The organism is Pedobacter hiemivivus (assembly GCF_005144565.1).
GTDB classification, from domain to species: Bacteria; Bacteroidota; Bacteroidia; order Sphingobacteriales; family Sphingobacteriaceae; genus Pedobacter; species Pedobacter hiemivivus.
In genome coordinates this window covers 26,375-45,567 of the sequence record NZ_SWDX01000016.1, presented here as the reverse complement: position 1 = coordinate 45,567, position 19,193 = coordinate 26,375, and the positions used below count along the sequence as shown (strand labels likewise).

Here is a 19,193-nt window from a genome sequence, read left to right as displayed (position 1 = left end):
TAACCAACATACGGTAAAAATGAAAGGTTACTTAAAAAACTATAGTGGTATCATTTGGCTATTGACCGGAATTATAGTTGGGAGCATAGCTGGATTGATATTTGGTAAAAAAGTTGAGGTTTTAAAACCAATAGGTGATATCTTTTTAAATCTCCTATTTACTGCGGTGATACCACTGGTTTTTTTCGCCATATCATCAGCTATTGCAAACATTAAGCCTTCCGAAAAATTAAGCAAAATGATGGGCATCACTGGTGTAGTATTCCTTGCTACAGTTCTGATATCAGCCACATTAACCATCGTTGCCGTTAAAATATTTCCAATACATGAATCGTTAACAGCTGCTGCTATTACTGAAAAAATAAATGAAAAGCCCTTTACAGATCAATTTGCCGGGCTTTTCACAACTTCAGAGTTTTTTGAACTGCTTTCCCGTAAAAGCATGTTGGCCATGATCATTTTCTCCGTTATTATTGGCTTTGCAACCCATAAATCAGGAAAAGAAGGCATCCGCTTTGCTTCGTTTCTTCAGGCAGGAAATGAAGTCTTTAAAAACGTATTCATTCTGATTATGAAAGGTGGTCCGATTGGACTTGGTGCATACTTCGCCTATCAAGTTGGCGTATTTGGCCCCCAATTATTTGGCACCTATGCCAAGTCATTAGGCCTATATTATAGTTTTGGTGCCTTTTATTTCGTGGCCATATTTAGCCTATATGCATTTGTAGCTGGAGGTATTAAAGGGATAAAGCGCTATTGGAAAAATAACCTTATCCCCTCGGCAACTGCCGTAGGTACTTGTAGCAGCATTGCCACTATTCCTGCCAATCTGGATGCTGCAAAAAAAATGGGCATTCCAGATTACATTGCCAATGTAACCATCCCCCTTGGCGCAACCCTCCACAAAGATGGTTCGAGTATTTCTTCAATTGTTAAAATGGCTGTTGTGTTTGCGCTATTTGGCAAAGGATTTAATACTGCCGATGCAATTTTATTGGCATTAGGCATGACCGTATTGGTGAGTATTGTAGAAGGTGGAATACCTAATGGAGGCTATGTTGGCGAATTATTGTTTATTTCTGCTTATAGTCTCCCCATAGAAGCCTTGCCACCTGCCATGATCATCGGGACATTGGTAGATCCGATGGCAACTTTATTAAACGCCACCGGCGATACCGTAGCGTCAATGCTGGTCACCAGGTTTACTGAGGGTAAACAATGGATAAAAGACAGTATCTAATCGATGTAATCGAGAATCTTTTCGATCAGTTCTATCTCTGTAAATGGCTTGATGATGTAATCGTTTAATCCTGCAGAAAAATAGGTATCATGCGCCCCAGCACTAATCTCACCAGTTAAAGCAATGATGGGGATTGCAGCTTTCTTATGATCCTTGTTGGCTCTGATTATTTTGGCAAACTCTATCCCATCCATTTCTGGCATTTGAATATCTGTGAGCACCATATCGCATTTATTTTTGTTTATAAATTGAAGTGCTTCAGCTGCACTTGTTGCCGCATCATAACTAATTCCATGCTTCTTAAAGATCATTTTAATCACCAGTAGATTCATCTCAGAATCATCAACAACTAAAATGTGAATATTTTTAAAACGATCGCTATTGATCATCATTTCCTGCTGTTGTTCAAGGTTTTCTTCTCCATCAACAACAATGCGATAAGGCAACGCGACCGTAAAAGTTGTCCCTTTTCTCAGCGTACTTTCAACATCTATTTTCCCCTTATGCATGTCCACCAACTTTTTACTAATGGTTAAGCCAAGCCCTGAGCCTACTTGCCAGTCGTTACGCTTAGCATCTATCACTTGTGAAAATTCATTAAAGATGACAGGAATATTTGCCGCCGATATACCTATACCAGTATCAATAACTTTAACAATCAGTGATACATTCTTTTCATCAGTTCTCTTTACATCCACTTGAATGCTTACCTTCCCCTTCTCCGTAAATTTAATGGCATTAGCCGTTAAATTCATAATGATCTGTTTTAAACGATAAGGGTCGCCATCTAGTAATAAATCAGGAGCACCATCCTGAAGCAATTCGAGTTTTAGTTTCTTTTGATCTGCCAAAACTTTTGCGGTATCGGCTACTTCTCTTAAAATACGTTTATACTTAAAAGGTGTTTTTGCAAGTGATAGCTTTTTGGTTTCCAAACGAGAAAAATCAAGCACTTCGTTAACAGCAGACAACAGCATAGAAGAAGAAGTATCCAACAATTTAGACATCATCTTCTGATCTTCATTTAAAGGTGTTGATTTTAGTTGTTCAGAAACGCCAATAATCGCATTTAAAGGCGTACGCATCTCGTGACTAATACTGGTAAAAAGTCTGGATTTACTAACCACCTGCTCAGCGGCCAGCTTATTCGCTTTCATGATCCTATTATAAGCACGGTAAAGCTTATACAGCAAAAATATAATGCCCAAATAAGATAATAAGCTGATCACAAAGTTAAGTTTGCCAGACCAATTAATATTATCCAATGAATTTTTTGCTTTATTTTTCAGCGCTACTTTTCTTGCTGTCTCACTTACATTGATATTGTCTTTATATTCTTTAAATAACAGCTTAATATTTTCGAATATCCGCTCATTTAAAGTTAAAATAGCTTGCTCCTTTTCGGTTAACTTAACATGATTCTTTTTTTGATCTTCCAACAAGCCCTTGTAATAATTGGTAATTCGTTCCAATTGCTTTTTGTTGTAAGCTTCCACCCCATTTTCAACAGGCTCGTATGTGGTTTCGGTTTTTCTTATTTTAGCTGTGTCTGCCGGATCGGTCTCGTTTAAAATCGCACTTTTAAGCCGCTGAAAAAACTTTTTCTTTTTCCCATTGGGTTCAGCTTTTATTTCTTCAATCTCAACTACCTTCTTTACCGCGGCTTTTGGAAACTTTTTTCCAGCTAGCAGGGTACTGCTTATCTTATCTACATTAAGCTGTAAATTAATATTCGTAATTGAATCGGCTAGTTTCTTAATTGCTCCATAAAGCAACATCTGCTTCCGCTTACTAGCCAAATCCCCCACAATGTTGCCCGATATATTTCTATTACCTTCTACAGAAAGGCTAGCCAATATGATAGAAATAGATTTTATCTCTTCTGTATATCTCACAAAATATTCAGGCTTCCACAAAGCGGTATACATCCTAAAATTATTCTCTGCAACCTGTAAGCTTAAAGTAATGGTATCCAATTTAGAGAGCTGAAGGTTGTTTGTCTCCAATTCGCTCAAGGTAGTCGTTAATACTTTTTGTTCTGATTGCTGAGTAATAGAATTGCGAAACAAAAGGGTTATAAACACGATAATAATGCCAAATATGACCAGAAAAGAACGCTGATTTTTTCTCATTAGATAATGCTTGCTTGTTTGCCTTAGTTCCATCCCTTTGCCAATAAGTATGCCAAAGTCAAAACGTTCAGAAAACTCAAATCAGAATATTTTTCTCAACCCTTGTTATGAAATTAATATTTTATATATTTAAGAAACCAAACATACCTTATAATAAACAAATACCACAAAAAACCCAACACAACTATATACCTTGCGGTTTTTTGAAAAAAAAGAACCTACGACGAACAAACTTGTTTTCAGTATTTCGTCGAAGAAATGATTTTTTTATGGCTGTGTTACTGCTAATTATGAATAATACTATAGATTTTTAACCTTAAAAAAATAATTATAAATGAAAATTTTAAAAATACTCGGGATAGTGATCGCTTTTGTGATCCTTCTTGCATTTGCGGGTGGTTTGTACATTAACAGCGCTTTACCAGACACCGGAGCAGCAGCAGTGGTGAAAATAGAACCAACTCCAGCACGCTTAGCACGAGGCCGTTACCTTGCAAATCACGTAGCAGCTTGTATGGACTGCCATGGCACTCGCAACTGGGCTTTATTTTCTGGTCCACCCCTAAGCGGATCTTTAGGTAAAGGCGGCGAGGTTTTTGATCAAAATATGGGATTTCCGGGGAAAATTTACGCAGCCAACATTACTCCACATGCCTTGGGAAATTGGACCGACGGAGAAATTTTAAAAGCCATTACTACTGGGGTTAATAAAGATGGGAAAGCATTATTTCCTTTGATGGGCTACCAAAGATTTGGGAAAATGGATAAAGAAGATATTTATAGCATCATTACCTATATCCGCAGCTTAAACCCAATACAAAATGAAGTACCGAACACCGAATTAGACTTCCCGGTAAGCCTGATCAATAAAATGAGTCCTAAACCAGCAGATTTCCAAAAAATACCTGCTATGCAGGACACCGTTAAATATGGTGCTTATTTGGTCAATGCAGCTGGGTGTGTAGATTGCCACAGTAAAATGGATAAAGGTGCCATTATAGCCGGCACTGAATTTGGCGGTGGGATGGAATTTAAGCAACCAGCAGGTACGATTAGATCTAGTAACATTACCATGCATAAAACCAATGGATTGGGCAACTGGACAAAAGAAATGTTTGTTCAGAAATTTAAGCTCTACGCGGATAGCACAACAAAGCTACCAACTTTGGCTAAAACCGATTTAAACACGCCAATGCCCTGGACGATGTATGCAGGAATGACTAGCAACGATTTGGCAGCAATTTATACTTATTTAAAAAGCTTAAAACCATTAGACAACAAAGTTGAAGTAAGAACCATTCTATAGAATGGTTCTTACTGTATTTAAGCAATTACCTTATTGATTTCTAACAATGGTGATATACCCTTTTTTAAATTCTTTCCCGTTTCCGAAATCAATGAGGTAATAATAAGTCGCCTCTTCCAGAGCGGCACCATTTACTCTGCCATCCCAATCATTTTTATAATCCCTTAGCAACAATAATAGTCTACCCGCTCTATCAAATATTTTGATACTATGGTTTGGAAACATGTCAATATTATTCACTAGCCAGTAATCGTTGATACCATCACCATTTGGCGTAATCAAATTAGTGGAATTTACAGCCATCAAACTTTCAACAACTTCTATTTTAATGGTCTGCGTACTGCTACGGCCATATTGGTTAGTCCCCGTTACCGTATAAGTAGTCGTAATTGAAGGGCGCACGCTGAGTATTGCCGTATTTTGTCCTATTATAGGACCATTAACGTCAGACCATTGATAACTCACAGTCCCAGATGCAGTAAGAATGGTTGTCTCACCTTTATTGATGCTATTTCCTTTACTGCTTACAATCATAACTACAGGCGCAGGGTTATCAACTACCTTTAATGATTGTGTAATAGGCGTCGCCGCAGCATAATTTACATTTCCTGCCTGACTAGCGGTAATACTAACTGTTCCTGCCTTTAGTAACTCCACTTGATTACCATTGATGATTCTGGCAATAGTAGGGTCACTGCTACTGTAGGTAACGATCAATCCTGAACTCGCTGTTGCATTTAGCGTAAACACAGGATCTGTAGACAACTTATCAGTAAATGCAGCAAAGCTGATGGTTTGATTGATATTTCCAATGGTTAATGTCCCGGTTACATTTGCAGCAATGTAATTTGCATTTATTAAGCTGGCCTCCACAGTATGCACTCCTGCTGAAGTTGGAGGAACATTACCACCATTATAAGTGACAGTTACTCCCGTTAGGTTTGCAGGATTAGTCGTTACAGTTATTGTTTTGGCTGTTCCATCATAATTTTGAGAAAGGTTGCTCAGTGTAAGTGTAGCAACAGCTTTACCAATTACCAAACTACCTGTTGCATTAATTGCTGTATAATTTACATTAGTTAAACTAGCCACTACAACATAAGTACCCGCAGCTATTGGTAAAGTTGCCGATCCATCATAAGTAATCGAGACACCCGATAAACCAGCAGGATTGGTTATTGCTGTCGCAGATTTTCCTGTACCATCATATGTCTGAGTCAAATTACTCAATGCAAGAATAGCAGTTGCTTTGCCAATCACCAAACTACCTGTTGCATCAGCTGCTGTATAATTTGCATTAGTTAAACTAGCCACTACAGCATAAGTACCCGCAGCTGTTGGCAAAGTTGCTAATCCGTCATAAGTAATGGAGACACCAGATAAACCCACAGGATTGGTAGTTGCTGTTGTCGATTTTGCAGTACCATCATAAGTCTGAGTTAAATTGCTCAATGCAAGAGTAGCAGTTGCTTTGCCAATCACCAAACTACCTGTTGCATCAGCTGCTGTATAATTCGCATTAGTCAAACTAGCCACTACAACATAAGTACCCGCAGCTATTGGTAAAGTTGCCGATCCATCATAAGTAATCGAGACACCCGATAAACCAGCAGGATTGGTTATTGCTGTCGCAGATTTTCCTGTACCATCATATGTCTGAGTCAAATTACTCAATGCAAGAGTAGTCGTTGCTTTACCAATCACCAAACTGCCTGTTGCATTCGTTGCTGTATAATTTGCATTAGTTAAACTAGCCACTACGGCATAAGTACCCGCAGCTGTTGGCAAAGTTGCTAATCCGTCATAAGTAATGGAGACACCGGATAGCCCAACAGGATTAGTCGTCACTGTTGCAGATTTTCCGGTACCATCATAAGTCTGAGTTAAATTGCTCAATGCAAGAATAGCAGTTGCTTTGCCAATCACCAAACTACCTGTTTCATCAGCTGCTGTATAATTCGCATTAGTCAAACTAGCAACTACAGCGTAAGTACCCACGGCTGTTGGCAAAGTTGCTAATCCATCATAAGTAATCGAGACACCTGATAAGCCAGCGGGATTGGTTATTGCTGTTGCAGATTTTGCTGTACCATCATAAGTTTGAGTCAAATTGCTCAGCGTAAGAGTGGCCGTTCCTTTGCCAATTACTAAACTACCTGTTGCATCCGTTGCCGTATAATTTGCATTAGTCAAACTGGCCACTACAGCATAAGTACCTGCAACTGTTGGCAAAGTTGCCGATCCATCATAGGTAATAGAGACACCAGATAATCCAGCAGGATTAGTCGTCACTGTTGCAGATTTCCCTGTACCATCGTAAGTAGCAATCAAATCACTTAAGGTTAGTGTAGCAGTTCCTTTGCCAATTACTAAACTGCCTGTTGCATCAATTGCTGTATAATTCGCATTAGTCAGACTAGCCACTACAGCATAAGTACCCGCGGCTGTTGGCAAAGTTGCGGATCCATCATAAGTCATAGAGACACCAGATAATCCAGCAGGATTAGTCGTCACTGTTGCAGATTTTGCGGTACCATCATAAGTCTGAGTCAAGCCACCTAAGGTAAGCGTAGCCGTCCCTCTGCCAATCACTAAACTGCCTGTTGCATCAATTGCTGTATAATTCGCATTAGTCAGACTGGCCACTACAGCATAAGTACCCGCGGCTGTTGGCAAAGTTGCGGATCCATCATAAGTCATAGAGACACCAGATAATCCAGCAGGATTAGTCGTCACTGTTGCCGATTTTGCGGTACCATCGTAAGTAGCAGTCAAACCACTTAAAGTTAGCGTAGCCGTCCCTTTGCCAATCACTAAACTAGCTGTTGCATCAGCGGCCGTATAATTTGCATTACTCAAACTAGCCACTACAGCATAAGTACCGGCAACTGTTGGTAAAGTAGCCGATCCATCATAAGTAATGGAGACACCAGATAGCCCAACAGGATTAGTGGTTACTGTCGCGGATTTTACTGTCCCATCATAAGTAGCAGTCAAACCACTTAAGGTTAGTGTAGCAGTTCCTTTGCCAATTACTAAACTGCCTGTTGCATCAGCAGCTATATAGTCCGCATTACTCAAACTAGCGACTACAGCATAAGTACCCGCAGCTGTTGGCAAAGTTGCCGATCCGTCATAGGTAATAGAGACACCAGATAATCCAGCAGGATTAGTCGTCACTGTTGCAGATTTTGCGGTACCATCATAAGTCTGAGTCAAGCCACCTAAGGTAAGCGTAGCCGTCCCTCTGCCAATCACTAAACTGCCTGTTGCATCAATTGCTGTATAATTCGCATTAGTCAGACTGGCCACTACAGCATAAGTACCCGCGGCTGTTGGCAAAGTTGCGGATCCATTATAAGTCATAGAGACACCAGATAATCCAGCAGGATTAGTCGTCACTGTTGCCGATTTTGCGGTACCATCGTAAGTAGCAGTCAAACCACTTAAAGTTAGCGTAGCCGTCCCTTTGCCAATCACTAAACTACCTGTTGCATCAGCGGCCGTATAATTTGCATTACTCAAACTAGCCACTACAGCATAAGTACCTGCAGCGGTTGCCAAAGTTCCCAATCCATCATAAGTAATGGAGACACCGGTTAGCCCAACAGGATTAGTGGTTACTGTTGTAGATTTTCCAGTACCATCATAAGTTTGTGTCAAATTGCTCAGCGTAAGAATAGCCGTTCCTTTGCCAATCACTAAACTACCTGTTGCATCCGTTGCCGTATAATTTGCATTAGTCAAACTGGCCACTACAGCATAAGTACCTGCAACTGTTGGCAAAGTTGCCGATCCATCATAAGTAATGGAGACACCAGATAGCCCAACAGGATTAGTCGTCACTGTTGCCGATTTTCCGGTACCATCGTAAGTTTGTGTCAAATTGCTAAGTGCAAGTGTCGCTGTCCCTTTGCCAATCACTAAACTACCTGTTGCATCGGTTGCCGTATAATTCGCATTGTTTAAACTAGCAATTACCGCATAAGTACCCGCGGCTATTGGCAAAGTTGCGGATCCATCATAAGTAATCGAAACACCAGATAAACCCACAGGATTGGTAGTTGCTGTTGCCGATTTTGCGCTACCATCATAAGCTTGTGTCAAATTGCTCAATGCAAGAGTAGCCGTTCCTTTACCGATTACCAAACTGCCTGTTGCATCAGCGGCTGTATAATTTGCATTAGTCAAACTAGCCACTACGGCATAGGTACCCGCAGTTGTTGGCAAAGTTGCCGATCCATCATAAGTAATGGAGACACCAGATAATCCTACAGGATTAGTCGTCACCGTTGCCGATTTACCTATCCCATCATAAATCTGAGTCAAATTGCTCAGTGTAAGAGTGGCCGTTCCGTTGCCAATTACTAAACTACCTGTTGCATCAGCGGCTGTATAATTTGCATTAGTCAAACTGGCCACTACGGCATAGGTACCTGCAGCTGTTGGCAAAGCTACCGATCCATCATAAGTAATGGAGACACCAGATAATCCTACAGGATTAGTCGTCACCGTTGCCGATTTTGCTGTGCCATCATAAGCTTGAGACAAATTGCTAAGTGCAAGTGTCGCTGTCCCTTTGCCAATCACTAAACTACCTGTTGCATCGGTTGCCGTATAATTCGCATTGTTTAAACTAGCAATTACCGCATAAGTACCCGCAACTGTTGGCAAAGTTGCCGATCCATCATAAGTAATGGAGACACCAGATAGCCCAACAGGATTAGTGATTACTGTCGCGGATTTTGCTGTACCATCGTAAATAGCAGTCAAACCACTTAAAGTTAGCGTAGCCGTCCCTCTGCCAATCACTAAACTGCCTGTTGCATCAATTGCTGTATAATTTGCATTAGTTAAACTAGCCACTACCGCATAAGTACCTGCAGCTGTTGGCAAAGTTGCTAATCCGTCATAAGTAATAGAGACACCGGATAGCCCAACAGGATTAGTGGTCACTGTTGCAGATTTTCCGGTACCATCATAAGTTTGGGTCAAATTGCTCAGCGTAAGAATTGCCGTTCCTTTGCCAATTACTAAACTACCAGTTGCATCAGCGGCTGTATAATTTGCATTAGTCAAACTAGCCACTACGGCATAGGTCCCCGCAGCTGATGGCAAAGCTACCGATCCATCATAAGTAATGGAGACACCAGATAATCCTACAGGATTAGTCGTCACTGTTGCCGATTTCCCTGTACCATCGTAAGTTTGAGACAAATTGCTCAATGCAAGAGTGGCCGTTCCTTTTCCAATTACGAAACTGCCCGTTGCATCAACTGCTGTATAATTCGCATTAGTCAAACTAGCTACTACAGCATAAGTGCCCGCGGCTGTTGGTAAAGTTGCTAATCCATCATAAGTAATCGAGACACCGGATAACCCAACTGGATTAGTAGTTGCTGTTGCAGATTTCCCCGTACCATCGTAAGTTTGAGACAAATTGCTTAGTGAAATCGTAGCAGTTCCTTTGCCGATCACTAAACTACCTGTTACATCCGTTGCGGTATAATTGGCATTGTTTAAGCTAGCAACTACAGCATAAGTACCTGCAACTGTTGGCAAAGTTGCCGATCCATCATAAGTAATGGAGACACCGGATAATCCAGCAGGATTAGTCGTCACTGTTGCCGATTTCCCTGTACCATCGTAAGTAGCAGTCAAACCACTTAAAGTTAGTGTAGCCGTCCCTTTGCCAATCACTAAACTGCCCGTTACATCAGCTGCTGTATAATTCGCATTAGTCAAACTAGCCACTACCGCATAAGTACCTGTAGCTGTTGGCAAAGTTGCCGATCCGTCATAGGTAATGGAGACACCGGATAACCCAGCAGGACTAGTTGTTACTGTTGCCGATTTTGCAGTACCATCATAAGCTTGAGACAAATTACTAAGTGTAAGTGTCGCTGTTCCTTTGCCGATCACCAAACTGCCTGTTGCATTAACAGCTGTATAGTTTGCATTAGTCAAACTGGCCACTACAGCATAAGTACCCGCAGCTGTTGGCAAAGTTGCCGATCCATCATAAGTAATCGAGACACCAGATAAGCCAACAGGATTAGTCGTTACCGTTGCCGATTTTGCAGTACCATCGTAAGTGGCAGTCAAACCACTTAAGTTTAATGTGGCCGTCCCTTTGCCAATCACTAAACTGCCCGTTGCATCAGCGGCTGTATAATCCGCATTTGTCAAACTAGCCACTACGGCATAAGTACCTGCAACTATTGGCAAAGTTGCCGATCCATCATAGGTAATTGAGACACCAGATAGGCCAACAGGATTAGTGATTACTGTCGCGGATTTTGCTGTACCATCGTAAACAGCCGTCAAACCACTTAAAGTTAGCGTAGCCGTCCCTTTGCCAATCATTAAACTGCCTGTTGCATCAATTGCTGTATAATTCGCATTAGTCAAACTAGCCACTACCGCATAAGTACCTGTAGCTGTTGGCAAAGTTGCCGATCCGTCATAGGTAATGGAGACACCGGATAACCCAACAGGATTAGTCGTCACTGTTGCCGATTTTCCGGTACCATCATAAGTTTGGGTCAAATTGCTCAGCGTAAGAATTGCCGTTCCTTTACCAATTACTAAACTACCTGTTGCATTCGTTGCTGTATAATTAGTATTGTTTAAACTGGCAATTACCGCATAAGTACCTGCTGCTGTTGGCAAAGTTGCGGATCCATCATAAGTAATGGAGACACCGGATAATCCAACAGGATTAGTCGTCACTGTTGCAGATTTTGCGGTACCATCATAAGTTTGAGACAAATTGCTCAATGCAAGTGTGGCCGTCCCTTTGCCAATCACTAAACTGCCCGTTGCATCAGCGGCTGTATAATCCGCATTAGTCAAACTGGCCACTACAGCATAAGTCCCCACAGCAGTTGGTATAGTAGTAGAGCCATCATAGGTAATCGAAACACCAGATAAGCCAACAGGATTAGTCGTCACTGTGGCAGATTTCGCACTTCCATCATAAGCTTGAGACAAATTGCCCAGGGTAAGCGTGGCCGTTCCTTTACCGATCACCAAACTGCCCGTTGCATCAGCAGCTGTATAATTTGCATTAGTCAGACTAGCCACTACAGCATAAGTACCCGCGGCTGTTGGCAAAGTTGCGGATCCATCATAAGTCATAGAGACACCAGATAATCCAGCAGGATTAGTCGTCACTGTTGCAGATTTTGCGGTACCATCATAAGTGTGAGTCAAGCCATTTAAAGTTAGTGCGGCCGTTCCCTTACCAATCACTAAACCAGCTGTCACATCAGCTGCCGTATAATTTGCATTAGTCAAACTAGCCACTACAACATAAGTACCTGCGGCTGTTGGCAAAGTTGATGATCCATTATAAGTAATCGAAACACCAGATAAACCGGCAGGATTGGTTGTTGCTGTTACAGATTTTGCTGTACCATCGTAAGTAGCGGTCAGGCTGCTAAGAGAAAGCGTAGCTGTTCCTTTGCCAATTACCAAACTGCCTGTTACATCAGCTGCTGTATAGTCTGCATTGCTTAAACTTGCAACTACAGCATAAGTACCGGCCGCAATTGGTGCAATGGTTGAACCATCATAAGTAATGGAAACACCAGATAAACCAATAGGGTTGGTTGTTACTATTGCAGATTTTTGTGTGCCATCATAAATAGCGGTTAGGTTGCTTAAACTAAGCGTAGCCGTACCTTTTCCTACAGTTAATAAGCGATTTACATTTGAGGCAGGATTATAAGCTGCATTGCCTGCTTGCGAAGCTTTTATCGTTGTCGTTCCCACACCAATAATGGTTACCGTATTTCCATTTATGGTTGCAACCGTATGATCTGAACTGGTATAAGTTACCGGATTCCCGGATCCTCCACCCGTTGCCGTTAAGTTAAAATCTGCATCACCCAAGTTTTTAGCGACTAATGCCGCAAAAACAATTACCTGACTTTCAAGTGCTCTGGTGACCGCAAAGGTATATTCTTTAACGGTAATTCCAAGTTCATCAGTCACCTTTACAACAATGATATTGCTACCTAGATTTAAAGACAAAGGATCGGAAACAGCCCCACTGGCAACAACCTGTGGCAGGCCTCCATTAATGCTCAGCTCAATCACAGAATTAACAAAAACAGCTGTAGGAGTAATAGTTAATGAGGTTGTTACGAACGGAACAACAGTAGTATAACTTAAAACAGCAGATGAAAAACCCGGAGACAGCATCCCCTCACTTAACAACAATGCAGAAAGATTCGCATTAATTAAGGCAACAGTTGTGGTAGGCGTATACGCGCCATGACCTGTAAAACCATTCTTATCAGCCCTTAGCCTATAATAGTAGCTGTCGATTTGAGATAAACCAGTAATACTCTGCGAAAGTCCTGTTACAGTAAATGGAGACCCTATCACAGGCGAAACAAAGCTTTGGTCTGTTGCTACGTCAAGTATATAATTATCTACCGTCCCCACTGCCGGGCTTGTCCAGTTTACCGTAAATCCCGTCGCTGACACAGCTGTATGGCTTATAGGTACAGGTAAAACCATAGCATAACTTTCAACCCAATTGCTTTGCTGCCCCGTCAGAGAGAAGTCAGACAAGGTACCATTATACCCTAAAGTTCCCTGATCGGTAAGAACGGTACTTTGACTTGTAACACCTTGATCAAAATTATAATGAGCGACTAGTGTGGATGGTTGAACGGGATTGGTATTCAACATATCTGTTTGTACATCTAATGCCGATAATGCGGAACTGTAGATCTTTATTTCATCCATATCACCCTGAAAAAAAGTACTTTCAGTTGAACTCTTACCAATCGTAAGATAATGTGTCGCATCCAGAAGCAAAGGATTACCATTTACCCTTGCAGCTCCAACTTCTGCTCCATTTGCGTAAACTCTAACGATCGCAGGCGTAACTACATAAGCCACGTGCAGCCAATGGTTTGCTTCATATTTATAATTGGCATCTGCAGTATTGGTGAGCCATGCGCTACCAGTTCCTATATCCGCATGTATTTTATTGCCGCCAACCAATTGTATATCAAAAGAGCTGTCGCCACTTTCTCTGGTACTGAGAATATGCATAGTTTTAGTTGCATTTGTGGGCCTTACCCAAGCCATTACAGTAAAATTCCCTGAAACAACTCTTGCCTGTGGCGGCACACTTACATAATCCTTGGAACCGTCAAAATTTAATGCATTACCAGGTGGTGTGTAACTTTGCATTGTAGCCATCATGGTTTTAGAATAGGCTCCTGTTCCAGTAACACTTAACTTATCTGCACTTACCCTATAGTAATAATTTGTGCCTAATGTTAAACCCGTAAAAGTATGCGAGGTACCTGAAACCGTAAAAGGAGAACCGATAACTGGCATCGTAAAATTAGCATCGGTAGCCATCTGTAACACATAACCATTGTCTACCTTACCTATTTCCGGTGAAAGCCATTTTGCTTCAAAGCTAGATTCGGATAAACTTAAGACTGGAGCAGTGCCTGGTACAACCATCGCATAACTCTCTACCCAATTGCTTGTTACTCCAGTTGAGGCAAAACTATTCAGCGTCCCATCATAGGCCTTAGCACTTTTATCTTTTAAGGTAACAATGCCTATATTATTTCCCTGTACTTGTCCCTCATCAAAATCAAACCAGGCTACTAAATCTGAATACATAGGCGGATAGCTACTCACCATATCAGCTTGAATATTGGCCTGAGTCATCGCTTTATTGTAAATCCTTACCTCATCAAGATCGCCTTTAAAATAGGTATTCTCCGTACCGTTGTTACCCAATTGTAAAATGTGGTTGGCATCCATTAACAGGGGTGTTCCCGAAAAAGCTCCATTACCAGCCAGCTCGCCATTGATATAAATTTGATATCCTGTAGGTGATACGGTATAAGCAATGTGCATCCATCGCCCAGTGCTATAATCAAAAGTAGCATCCGCAGCATTGGAAAGCCATCCTCCACTGCTGCCGATATTGCTATGAATGGTATTCCCATTTTTAAGCTGAATATCAAAACCATACCCACCTGTTGATTTGGTACTGAGGACATGCATGGTTTTACTAACATCAGTGGGACGTACCCAGGCCTGTACCGTAAAACTGCCACTTACAGTTGCCGCCGGAGCTGCGAAAGTTACTTTATCGTCAACCCCGTCAAAGTTTAAAGCTGCCGAAAGCATTTGTGTCTCATAAGCCCCCATATCGATTGTTCCATCTGCTTTTCTAGGGTTCCCTTTCACATCAGTAATCAGTGCGGAAAGGTCTGGACTTTGGCCTGAATTGAAAAAAGTGTTGCTGCCAGCATTTATGGCAGGACTACCCAACTGTATACGATAATCACCTTTAAGCACATCTCTAAAAAGCGGATCTACACTGAGATTTCCCGTTCCCGGAGCTGCTTCCTGCAATAAACTGTAACTGATAGTTGGAGAACTGGTACGATTGTAAATCTTTGCCTCCGGACCACTATTGCCCCAAATGATACTGTTGCGGATCACAACATCATTTGTAAAAAAATTTTCCATTGCCCCGCCACGTAAACTTGCATAGTTTCCGGCAACAGTTACATTGGTTAAAACGACAGGAATTTGGGAAATAAATAGACCACCGCCCCGCTCACTTCTATTATTGATGATTGATACGTTAATCAGTTTAGGGGAAGAAAGCTCACGGCAAGCGATCCCACCACCGAAACGAAGCGATTCATTTTCCGATAGGATAGAATTAATGATTATGAGGGATGATGATTCAGCAGATATTGCTCCTCCATATTGCGAACTAAAGTTTCTAGTCATCAAAACATGCTTAAATACAGGGTTTCCAACTCTTATGTATACAGCACCACCACTACCACCACCAGGTGCGGAGATTGCGGCATTGTCACTTACGGTTGAGTTTGTAAGCGTAAATGAAGAATTTATACTTTGTATGCCCGCTCCAAAATTTTTTGTTTTATTCCAGCTGATCACCAAATTGTCCATGATTGGCTGTGAGTTTTCTATGTTCATCCCCCCTCCCATATCCCCATAGTTGCCTATAATACTCAGGTTTCTTAATTCTGGCGAAGAGGATTTTAGGACCATCCCACCGGCATCAGAATTCACAAACTGGATACCATTTATCGTCCTGTATATCCCATAATCTCCGCAACCCCCAGTAATGGTAAAACCATCTAACAAGGCATGTCCAACTTCGCCCATACTAAATACTACATGGTAGGCGTTATCACCCCGGTTAAGAATGTCAAAAGTACCCTTAGCCCCCACCCGCACATCGTCATTGTTGAAATCACCACTTAAAATACTTTTGTTAGCCATCTGCGTCAAATCTCTATCGGCCAAACGGGTTTCAATTCCCGTAAAACCACCGTAAACCATCACATCTGCTTTCAACAAAAACGAATTAAGCCGATCCTTAATCGTGATCACATTCAGGTCTTCCGGTGTACGATTGGGTTGATACGTCCCGGCAGCAACAAAAACAGAGTCAAAAGCTATGGAGTTGTTAATCATCAACTGCAAATCATCCGAAGCATTTTGCCAGGAAAGTCCATCTTTGGTACCCGTAGCCACCGGTTTTACAAACCGTTTTATAGCTACGACCCGGCTTACGGTTAAGGTATACACTCTACTGGCAGAACCATCACTGACTTTTATTTTAATGATATTCGTTCCGATGTTCAGGGGAACAACATTTTGGCTTCCGGAAGTCAGCCCCTGAAATCCCCCAGCATTGATATCCATTTCTATCAGGGCAGCCGGATTGTTCTGTCTGGCGACCAGCTGTACAGAACTTGTAGAAACGATTGTTGTATAAGACAGCTGATTTTCCGAAAAGGGTTGTGATAATGTTCCTTCACTAAGGGTTAGTGCAGAGAGCTTATCATATGTCGCTACGGTAGTAGCGGTCGCTGTTTCTGACCATGCTCCCTGCCCGCTAACACTTGCTTTATCGGGCTTTACCCGGCAATAATAGGTAATACCCGACATAGCAGATACCATTTTTGAAGTACCTGTCACGATAAAGGGTGAACCGATGAGAGGTTCCGTGAAATCTGACTTTGGAGACACTTCCAGCAGATAATTGTCCACAGTTCCATTAACTGCCGATGCCCAGTTAACTGTAAATTCATTAGGCCCTATTCCAGTAGTTGTAGGCCCTTCTGCCATAACCATGGCGTAGCTCTCTACCCATGATGATCCTGCACCAGTCACTGTCCCATCGTAACCATTACCACTCAGATCATTCAAGATACTTCCTGACTGCTCAAAATTATAATAGGCTAACAATTGTGCGGGTAAAGCTGAAGATGTGTTCAACATCTCAGCCTTTACATCCGCAGCTGTGAGCGTTGCATTATATACTTTTACCTCATCTATGTTTCCCTTAAAATAGGTGTTTTCAGTTCCGTTCTTACCAATAACGATCTTATGTGTGGCATCAAGTAACAATGGACCTCCTGAAAGTGTTCCAGCACCAATCTCTATACCATTTGCATAGATTTTATATCCTGTTGGCGACACAGTATAGGCAACATGCAGCCACTGATTACTAGTATACTTAAAAGCTGCATCAGCTGCAGTGGTTATAAAATCACTGCCATTTCCTATATCTGCATGTAATCTATTCCCATCAACAACCTGCATATCAAAAGAACACTCAGCGGTTTCCCGAGTACTAAAAATATGCATTGCACCTGATGTGCTTGTCGGCATTACCCAAGCCATTACGGTAAAGTTATCTGCAATCCGCGTGCTTTTAGCAGGAACAGTTACATATTGTGTACCTGTAACACGAAGCGCATTACCCGGTTGAGCATATAGTTTAGCATTTGAAAAAAGAAAGGCAAGAATAAAAAGTATGGGATAAGTAAGGATTTTTCTCATGTACGGGATCTAGTTTTACGAGCACGAAATTAAAGCGCAATTTTTCTAGAACGCGAACAAGCTTGTCCTGATTCATTAAACAGGACAAAGTTTTATTATCCAAAAAGAAAATAAGCTGATTGATACGCCCTTGAGAATTAAACCAGTCTTTCTGATTTAATATTTCTGGCATATTGAATGGGGCTCATGCCTACCAATTTTTTAAACGCAGTATAAAAGGCACTCCTGGATGCAAAACCAGCATTCCCTGCTAATGCTTCAATGGTAAAATGATGAATAGCCTCTGGGCTGGCCATAAGATTTTTAATATAATTGACCCGATAAGTGTTGATAAAATCTACAAATTTGAGCTTATAATAATGATTTAAAACTGAAGATAGTTTATTTGGCGAAATACTCAATTCACTCGCCAAAGTGCTTAAAGAGATGTCCTGTTTTCTAAAAGTTTCATGAACTTTAATGTGTTCTTCAATTTTACGATATAAAGCTTCGGTGTCTTCATCCTTTTTTAAGGATAAAGCATGCTGTTTCTGTATTTTAATTAAGGTTAATGGCTTTATATCCAAAAGTGAGGCCACACATTCCAGGGGCAATCTTTCCAGATATCCCGGTTTGTTTTTAATGAAGTATAAATATCTTTCTTTGGCATTCCCAACCCTAACAATATAAGTGCGTTCCTGGGCATCTTTATAATACTGTTCAACCATTACCCTGAACAAAAAATTAAGATCAAAATGAGATAAAAATAATCGTTGAAGCGTATCATAATGCATAGCCAGCAAGCTCACATCTTCAACAGCCACAATGGCTTCCTTTGAAACATTGTCTCCAAACAGACCGGAAATAGAACTCACAAACTCGTTCTCCACAGATATATAAGTTACAATCTGCTTACCGTTGTGTGTCGCCCTCCCCATCAGTGCACCCTTCTTAATAAAGTACATATAATGGCAAATACAACCTTCTTCTACCAAAACTTCGTTTTTATTAAGATTCAAAGCGATAATGTTGGCATAAAATTCCTGAATTAGCGCTTCGCTCATTGGATAAACCCTGCTCAGTAATTGAATAACGGCTTCAATATCTTCATGAACTACTTCCTGCGATGATTTTTGTGTGGTGGACAAAATATGGTACGTTAATTTTAATACCTCAAAAGTAATAGTAAAACTTACAATTACAATGTATCTATTTAATTAGCATCCGTTTACCGGCATTAAGTCCCAAAGGGGACAAATTTCAGCTAAAGAGGCATTCTGTAGTAATTTAATTTGTTTTGAAGCATCAAAAATAATTATATTGCATTATTGTTTTAACATTAACAGAACAATAGCACCTATACTTAAAATTTAAATTAACATTGCAATGCCAGAAGGAACAGTAAAATTTTTTAATGAGTCAAAAGGATTTGGATTCATCGTACCAGAGAATGGTGAACCGGAAATATTTGTGCACGTTACAGGCCTTATTGATAAGGTAAGAGAAAACGACCACGTTACTTACGAGGTTGAAAATGGTAAAAAAGGCTTAAATGCAACGAAAGTAAAACTTAGTTAAGCCCAAGACATCAAAAAAAGCATCCTTCTATGGGTGCTTTTTTTAACACATAATTGCAAATATCTATTCGAGATAT

Annotated in this window: 6 protein-coding genes; 3 read left to right on the top strand and 3 right to left on the bottom strand. The window is 41.0% G+C overall.

Annotated elements, in window-relative coordinates; genetic code table 11:
* The first annotated feature begins 19 nt into the window (after nucleotides 1-19).
* On the top strand, nucleotides 20-1,240 hold the full coding sequence (locus FBD94_RS24780; protein WP_136882214.1) for a dicarboxylate/amino acid:cation symporter: 1,221 nt from the start codon (nucleotides 20-22) through the stop codon (nucleotides 1,238-1,240).
* Here the strand turns inward: FBD94_RS24780 and FBD94_RS24775 are convergent.
* The gene (locus FBD94_RS24775; protein ID WP_169472405.1) at nucleotides 1,237-3,372 is read right to left on the bottom strand and encodes an ATP-binding protein; all 2,136 of its coding nucleotides are present in this window, start codon (nucleotides 3,370-3,372) and stop codon (nucleotides 1,237-1,239) included. The genes FBD94_RS24780 and FBD94_RS24775 overlap by 4 nt on opposite strands.
* A 334-nt stretch (nucleotides 3,373-3,706) precedes the next feature.
* Between FBD94_RS24775 and FBD94_RS24770 the strand changes: the two genes are divergently transcribed.
* Complete coding sequence (locus FBD94_RS24770) at nucleotides 3,707-4,678, top strand: c-type cytochrome (protein ID WP_136882212.1); 972 nt, start codon at nucleotides 3,707-3,709, stop codon at nucleotides 4,676-4,678.
* Nucleotides 4,679-4,708: 30 nt separating this feature from the next.
* On the opposite strand, the gene FBD94_RS24765 is transcribed toward FBD94_RS24770, so the two are convergent.
* Together FBD94_RS24765 and FBD94_RS24760 are read right to left on the bottom strand one after the other, a co-directional pair.
* Nucleotides 4,709-17,560, bottom strand: coding sequence for an MBG domain-containing protein (locus tag FBD94_RS24765; protein ID WP_136882211.1), 12,852 nt, complete (start codon nucleotides 17,558-17,560; stop codon nucleotides 4,709-4,711).
* A 137-nt stretch (nucleotides 17,561-17,697) separates the two neighbouring features.
* Nucleotides 17,698-18,687 carry a helix-turn-helix domain-containing protein gene (locus FBD94_RS24760; RefSeq protein WP_136882210.1) on the bottom strand — a complete coding sequence of 330 codons (990 nt, stop codon included), beginning with the start codon at nucleotides 18,685-18,687 and terminating at the stop codon, nucleotides 17,698-17,700.
* Nucleotides 18,688-18,925: 238 nt separating this feature from the next.
* Between FBD94_RS24760 and FBD94_RS24755 the strand changes: the two genes are divergently transcribed.
* A complete protein-coding gene (locus FBD94_RS24755; RefSeq protein ID WP_131610816.1) occupies nucleotides 18,926-19,117 on the top strand; it encodes a cold-shock protein in 192 nt (63 codons plus the stop codon).
* The last annotated feature ends 76 nt before the right edge of the window (nucleotides 19,118-19,193 follow it).